Origin of the sequence: Mesorhizobium sp. M0778, from assembly GCF_040320105.1 — a bacterium.
In the GTDB taxonomy this organism is placed as follows: domain Bacteria; phylum Pseudomonadota; class Alphaproteobacteria; order Rhizobiales; family Rhizobiaceae; genus Mesorhizobium.
On the sequence record NZ_JAMYPA010000019.1, the window covers coordinates 112,972 to 120,222 of the forward strand.

Here is a 7,251-nt window from a genome sequence, read left to right on the forward strand (position 1 = left end):
GATTGGTGCCGTGTGCAGAGCGCGAAAAATCGGCGTCGAATCGCGCATTCCTAATGTCGTAGATATAGGCGCAAAAGGCGGTTTTTCCAAGGTTTGCAGGCATTTCCGAACGGAATGACCGTCGCGTGAACCCGCTACCGGCGCCTGGCTTCGATCCTGGCCAGCCGCTCACGCAAAAACTTGATCATGAACTTGTATCGCGGCGCCAGCCGACCGGTCCGGTCGAGCTCCAGCGTCATGTCGAGTGCCTTGGAAAGGACGGCTTTCGGGTCCTTTGCGACTTGGGCGTAGTCGATATAGGCAACCACCAGGTCGCGCTGCCAGGTGGCGTTGTCCGGATCTGACTGGGCAAGTTTCTCGCGAATGGCAAGGCTGTCCTGAAGGGCTTGCCGGGCTCCCCTGACGTCGCGCTGCCTGAGGCGGAGCGTGGCGACTTCGGACAGCGTTATCGACAAGTCCCGCTGCCAGTCGGAATTGGCGGAATCGAGCTTCGCCAGCCTCTCCGCAATCGCGTAGCTGTCCAGATAGGCTTTCAGTGCGGCTTTGTGGTCGCCCTGTATCGCCAGGACGCCGGCGACCTTCTCGAGGCACACGGACAGGTCGCGCTGCCAATCGGTGTTGTTCGGGTCGCCGGCGGCGAGCGCGCTGGCTTGCGAGAGTGCCTGACGATAAGCCGAAAGTGCCGCCGGCCAATTCTGCTGGTCGCTCAGCGCGTTGCCGACCTTGGCGTTGCCGACGGACAGGTCGCGTTTCAGCTCGGTGTCGTCCGGATCGCGTTTCGCCAGTTGCTTGACGATCGCCAGGCCTTCCTTGTAGGCCGTCAGCGCCCCAGCGGCGTCGCCGCGTTCGCGCAGCAGGTCGCCTATCGTATCGTGGCTGACCGAGACGTCACGCTGCCGATCGGCGTCTCCCGGTCTGTCCGCCGCCAGCGCCAGCCGCACCTTCAGGCTCTCTTGATAGGCCGCCTGTGCGTTGTCCAGTTGACCTGCGACATGGGCAAGGTGGCCGATCTCATCATAGGTGATGGTCAGGTCGCGCTGCAGTTCGGCACGGTCGGGCTCTCCGGCAGCGAGCTGTTTCTTGATCGACAGGCTTTCCTGATAGACCTGTGCGGCGCCGGCCAGATCACCTTGCGTCGCCAGCACGTTACCGATCTTGTCGTCGGTCATGGCGAGGTCGCCGAACCACTCCAGATTGTCCGGCTCTGCCTCGGTCAGGTCCTGCAGAATGGTCTTGGCCGTTTCATAGTTTTGCAGCGCTGCCGGCAGATTGCCTTGCGCCATCCGCACGTTGCCGAGCTTGACGTGGCTGACGGCGAAGTCGCGCTTCACGTTGGGATCGGTTTCGTGGCGCGACCGCCGCTCGAGATCGGCTTGCAGCGCCTCGAAGGCGCGGCCAGCAGCATCGATGTTGCCGACCGTGGTATAGAGCTTGCCGAGCTCGTCCAGCGTGCGGATCAAGCGGTCGGCGTCGTCGAGCGACAGCACCACCTGTCCGGCTTCGCCATAAAGCGTGAGCACGGATTCATAATCCTTGATGGCTGTGGCGTAGTCGAGGTCGGCGCGCGCTGCCCCGCCGGACAAATAGCGCGTCGCGGCTTCGGAAAGCGTGCGACTGACGAAATTGGCCTTCAGCGCGTTGCGCGAGATATTGTCGATCTCGGCTGCTTCGGCAAGCTTTTTCCGCGCGGCATCGAACGCTCCCAGCGAAAGCTGCTCTTCCGCCTGCCGGCGCAACGCTGCCACTCTGAGATCGTCGGAGGAAAGCGTCTGCATTTCGCTCCGCACCTTGACGAAGGCGTCGGCTGCCTCACGCAGCCTGGCGTTCAGACTGTCCGCGGAGAGGCGGCCGGCATCGGAACTGATCAACGCGCCATAGAGCGGTGCCAGCGGCATGTCGGCGTCGCTGGCGATCTTTTCCACCTCGCCACGCATCGCGGGCGTCACCTCGGCCATGGCCAGCAACAAGCGTTCGCGCTCCGGCAGTTTCTCCTTGGCTGTCGTGGCAAAGAACAACTGCGGCAGGCCGCTCTCGACATAGGGCAATTGCCTGCCGCGCGAGAGATCGTAGACCTCCTGCTGCACGAGCGTCAGCACGGAGCGGATCTCAAGACCCTCGGTGCCGAGGTATTTCGTCAGCGCCGCGGTGAACGGCGAATTCTGGCCGGTCCCATCCGAGGCGGTCTCGCCGGGCGCCGCCGAGAAGGCAAACAGGATGTTTTCTGCCCGCCCGATGCGGCCAAGACCCGGCCGGACCTTGTCGCTGACCTCTTTTACCAGCGCCGTTGCGCCTCGGCCTTCGCCGCCCGTGGCAGCAAACGGATCGCTGCGGCAGGCATCGAGCACGATCAGTCCGACCTTGCTGGTGGCGGCGACGGCCGCGCGGATCTCCTCCAGCGGCAAGCTGGTCCCTTCCAGCGTAGCGAGCGACGACGCGTCTGCATCCACCGGCAGGAGCCGATTCTCGCCGGCGATCTCGACGCCGTGGCCGGAGAAGAACACCAGTGCCACGTCGGCGCCTTTAGCATCCTCGCGGAAATCGTCGAGCGCCCGGCGCATGCGCCGCAGGTCGCGGTTGGTTTCGAGGAAGACCTCGAAACCGAGCTTCCTCAGCACCGTTTCCATGACCTCGCCGTCATTGACGGGATTGGCGAGCGGCCGGATCAGCCGGTAGTCGTTCTCGGCGATGACCAGCGCAACGCGCCGCTCCGCCATGGCACCGGAGGCCGTCGAGAGGATCAGCAGCAAAGCAAACAGAAGACGCAAATCGAACCGCCCCGGCCCGGTCATTTCCCGGAGCATTCCATCTCTTTATGGCATGGGCAAGCCGCCCGTTCGTGTTGTTAGCCGGCCCTGCCGTCCGATCACATGGACGCCTGCCTTGCCAGCCACTACATTGAGGGGTCAGCGGAGCAAGCCATGGACAGTCAGCCCGTCCCCTTCGTCCCGCCGGCGCCGAAGCCGCGCACCGCGCCGCCTTCGACGCTGGAGATGATCCGCATCGTCTATCGCAATCCGCTCGAACTGTGGGGCGAGGCGACCTACAACGAGCCCTGGATTTCGGTGAACGGCGTCGGTGGGCCGCTGGTCATCGCCAACGATCCCGGCCTCATCCGCCATGTGCTGGTCGACAACGCCAAGAACTACAAGATGGCGACGGTGCGCCAGAAGATCCTGCGGCCGATCCTGCGCGACGGGCTGCTGACCGCCGAAGGCGAGGTGTGGCGGCGTTCGCGCAAGGCGATGGCGCCGGTATTCACGCCGCGTCACATTTTCGGCTTCGCCGAGCCGATGCTGAAACGCACGCTCGAATTCGTCACCCGTTACGAGCAAGGTGGCACGTCGGATATCGCCCACGACATGACGCTGCTCACCTTCGACATCCTGGCTGAGACGCTGTTTTCGGGCGAGATATCGGGCGAGCCGGGCAGCTTCGCCAAGGAGATCGACCGCCTGTTCGAGACGATGGGCCGGGTCGATCCGCTCGACCTTTTGCGTGCGCCCGATTGGCTGCCGCGCCTGACCCGCATCCGCGGCCGCAAGACCATGGCCTACTTCCGCAAGATCGTCACCGACACGGTGCAGATGCGCGAGGCGCGGCTGAGGCGCGCTCCGGACACGGTGCCGCAGGATTTTCTCACGCTGCTGTTGAAGGCGGAAGGACCGGGCGGGCTGACCCGGGCCGAGGTCGAGGACAACATCATCACCTTCATCGGCGCCGGCCACGAGACTACAGCCAGGGCGCTCGGCTGGACGCTCTACTGTCTCGCCGAAGCGCCATGGGAGCGCGAAAAGATCGAGCCCGAGATCGATGCTGTGCTGGCGCGTGAGCCCGACCCGACGAAATGGCTCGACGCCATGCCGCTGACCCGTGCCGCCTTCGACGAGGCGCTCAGGCTCTATCCGCCGGCGCCCTCGATCAACCGCGAACCGATCGAACCCGAAACCTGGAACGGCCTCTATATACCGCGACGCGCCGCGGTGCTGGTGATGCCGTGGGTCGTCCATCGCCACAGGAAATTATGGGACCGGCCGGACGCTTTCATGCCGGAGCGCTTTCATCCGGGGAATCGCGAAAAGATCGACCGTTTCCAGTATTTGCCGTTCGGCGCCGGCCCCCGCGTCTGCATCGGTGCCAGCTTCGCCATGCAGGAGGCGATCATTGCGTTGGCGATCATGCTGTCGCGCTACCGTTTCGACACCACCGCGGAGACCCGCCCCTGGCCGGTGCAGAAGCTGACGACGCAACCGCAAGGCGGGCTGCCGATGCAAGTCACCCGGCGCGCCTCGTAAGCGGCTGAACGTCCATTCGCGCCGGTATTATGCGGCGGACTTGCGTTGGAACTGGCCCGCGGCGCGGTAGCGCCAGAGATAGCTGGGCAGGATGGTTCCGATCGACCGTGGCTGGATTCCGAGGCCGGCGAGCGTCCTGTTGTCCTTGACGGCGGCATCCGACACGACATTGTGCTGGCGCAACAGCAGGACCTGGTCCTTGGTCAACAACGGATTGGGCAGCAGCCCGAGAATTGATGCCTGGAGGTTCGCCAGCCACCACGGCATAGGCAGCAAAAACCGCTTGCGTTCGATGATAACAAGCAATTCTTGCATGCATTCCTTGAAAGTGAGCACCTGCGGCCCGCCGAGCTCATAGATATGGCCGCCCTGGACCTTGCCGTCGACCGAGTGCGCCACCGCTTCGGCGACGTCGCCGACATAGACCGGCTGGAATTTCGTCTGACCGCCGCCGATCAGCGGCAGGACTGGGGAAAAGCGGGCCATGTTGGCAAAGCGGTTGAAGAAACCGTCCTCCGGCCCGAAATTGATCGATGGCCGCAGGATCACAGCGTCCTGGACCGTCTCAAGAACGGCCTTTTCGCCAAGCGCCTTGGTGCGCGCATAGTCCGATTGTGCGTGGAGATCCGCGCCCAGAGCCGAGATGTGGGTGAGGCCGGCGCCGACGGCGCGCGCCGCTTCAGCGACAGCGCGCGCGCCGAACTCGTGGACGGCAGTGAATTTCTGCCGGCCGGCCTCATGCGCGATCGCCACCAGATTGACGACATGGTCCGCGCCTTGCACGGCGCGGTCGACCGACCAGCGCACCCGGACATTGGCCTGCACCGGCTGGATCTGCCCGACATTGCCGAGCGGCTGCAGGTGGCCGGCGAGATCGGGCCGACGGCAGGCGACCCGGATGCGGTAGCCGCGCCTGGCCAGCGCCCGCACGACATGACGACCGACAAAGCCGGAGCCGCCGAACACGACGACGAGCTTTGGGGTCTGCAGGATTTCGGTCATGGCTGGCTCCGGCGGGCTATCCAGATGGCTTGGTTGAAGCCGTTTCATAGTCCGTTTCGCGCCAAAGGCAAAGGGCGACCATAGGTCGCCCGGCATTGTTGAAGCATGATTTTCCGGATCCGCTCGAAACGGCAGAAAACTCCGCCGAGGCCCGGCTTTGCGGTAACTCCATTCGAAACAGGAACCTTTGTTCGGTCGGCGATTTTAGATGTATGGTTTGATTCCGAATGAAGGATATTGCCAATGACAAAACGCGTTGCGATCTTCGCTCTGGCATTAGCAGCAGGCTGCAGCATTGGCGCCTCGGCATTCGCCGGAAACCGGCATCACCACCAAGCTCAACCCGAACGCTATGTTCCCGCCAACGGCGACATCATCGAGTTCCTGTTCGGTGGCCCGCGCTACTATGACAACCACCTGTTCACGACAGCCGCCGAACCCTGCTCCTACAACAGGGTAGGACCGGACGCGAATGCGGCGAACGTCATCAACGATCATTATTGCGGGAAGTAGGCTCGCGCTGCCGGATCGGCCGGCCTCCTCAGCCGCTCATCGGACAAACGAATTTCTTCAGGACGAATAGCGCGCGGCGAATTCGGAAATGCGTTGCACCACAGCTTTCGGCGCGCTTATGCCGCGCGCCGCCGACTTCTCCGCGGCCTCGGCCCGGGCACGCCCCGGCACATGCACGCCATAGCGCCGCCGCAACCGGTCGAGCTGGTCCTTCATCCGTTTCTCGAAGTCCGGATCGAGCAGCTTGGGCTCGACGGCGAGCACGAACAGGCCGGTCCCCGGACTGTCCTGCCCGCCGTCGAACCATGGCGCATCGAGCGACCAGTTGGCGCCCGACAGGCCGGCAGCCAGCACCTCGACCATCAGCGCGATGTTGGCGCCGCGCTGGCCGCCGAAGGCAAGCATGGCGCCTTTCATGGCGGCTGCCGGGTCCGTGGTTGGATTGCCGCTGGCGTCCAGTGCCCAGCCTTCGGGGATCTTCTTGCCGTCCTCGGCCGCCTTGCGGATGTTGACGAAGGCGGTGGCGCTCGACGACTGGTCGATGACCAGCGGCGCCCCGTCCGCGGCCGGTGCGGCAAAGGACATCGGGTTGGTGCAGTAGACCGGCTTGACCGAGCCCGAGCCGGCAAGCACGGCCGGGCCGTTGGTCGCGGCGAACGATACCAATCCCTGCGAGGCCAGCCGTCCGGTGAAATAGCCGAGCGCGCCGCACGTATAGGCATTCTTCTGCGAAAAGATGGCAACGCCGAACAGCCGCGCCGCCTTGGCGAGGTCATCGATCGTGCGGTCGAAACCGGTATGCGCCAGTCCGCCGCGGGCATCGGAGAGATAAACCGCGAGCGCTGGCCTGGTGATGACAGGATCGGCATTGCCGTCGATACGGCCGGCTTCCAGCGCTTCGAGATAATCAATGAAATGCGACAGCCCGACGGTCGATAGTCCTTCAGCCTCGGCCGCGACGATCGAGGCAGCCAGCGACTGCGCCGCCTCTTCGTTGGCGCCGGCGCCAAGTGCGGCCATCCGGCACAGCCCTGTCGCCTGGTCGAGACTGAGTTGCATGGTAGCTGCCCTGAATTCGCGACTTTAACAGCTTTAGCCTAGCTTGCTCGGGATCCGCGCCTCGAGCCGGTGGAAGCCGAACACCAGGATACCGGTGATGGACATATAGACCAACGCCAGAAGCAGCAAGGGTTCGTAGGTGACGAAGAGATCCTGGCGCACCCGCGAGGCTACGGCATAGATGTCGACCATGGTTATCGTTGCCACCAGCGGTGTTGCTTTCAGCTGGAGAACGGTTTCACCCGCCAGCGTCGGCAGCGCCCGGCTGATCGCCTGCGGGAGCCATATTCGCCTGAAGATTTTCCAACGGCTCATGCCGAAAGCGCGGGCCGCCTCGAGTTGGCCATGCGGTACACCGGCGAAGGCGCCACGCATCACTTCACCT

General features: G+C 64.1%; 6 protein-coding genes. 2 read left to right on the forward strand and 4 right to left on the reverse strand.

The genetic code is table 11. From position 1 onward, the window contains the following. Positions 1-134: 134 nt before the first annotated feature. Complete coding sequence (locus NKI22_RS23790; protein ID WP_352958940.1) at positions 135-2,801, reverse strand: caspase family protein; 2,667 nt, start codon at positions 2,799-2,801, stop codon at positions 135-137. A 117-nt stretch (positions 2,802-2,918) separates the two neighbouring features. Between NKI22_RS23790 and NKI22_RS23795 the strand changes: the two genes are divergently transcribed. Further along, positions 2,919-4,292: a cytochrome P450 gene (locus tag NKI22_RS23795; protein ID WP_352817202.1), complete on the forward strand. Its 1,374-nt coding sequence runs from the start codon at positions 2,919-2,921 to the stop codon at positions 4,290-4,292. 27 nt (positions 4,293-4,319) lie between these two features. Here the strand turns inward: NKI22_RS23795 and NKI22_RS23800 are convergent, their stop codons facing one another. After that, on the reverse strand, positions 4,320-5,294 hold the full coding sequence (locus NKI22_RS23800; protein ID WP_023718032.1) for a complex I NDUFA9 subunit family protein: 975 nt from the start codon (positions 5,292-5,294) through the stop codon (positions 4,320-4,322). Between the two features lie 243 nt (positions 5,295-5,537). Between NKI22_RS23800 and NKI22_RS23805 the strand changes: the two genes are divergently transcribed. Further along, positions 5,538-5,807 (forward strand): hypothetical protein, encoded by a 270-nt coding sequence (locus NKI22_RS23805; RefSeq protein WP_352484389.1) that lies wholly within the window; start codon positions 5,538-5,540, stop codon positions 5,805-5,807. Between the two features lie 57 nt (positions 5,808-5,864). On the opposite strand, the gene NKI22_RS23810 is transcribed toward NKI22_RS23805, so the two are convergent. Together NKI22_RS23810 and NKI22_RS23815 are read right to left on the reverse strand one after the other, a co-directional pair. Continuing rightward, positions 5,865-6,866 (reverse strand): Ldh family oxidoreductase, encoded by a 1,002-nt coding sequence (locus NKI22_RS23810; RefSeq protein WP_352591783.1) that lies wholly within the window; start codon positions 6,864-6,866, stop codon positions 5,865-5,867. 33 nt (positions 6,867-6,899) lie between these two features. Continuing rightward, a partial coding sequence (locus NKI22_RS23815; RefSeq protein ID WP_352958942.1) for an ABC transporter permease subunit occupies positions 6,900-7,251 on the reverse strand: 352 nt, incomplete at its 5' end.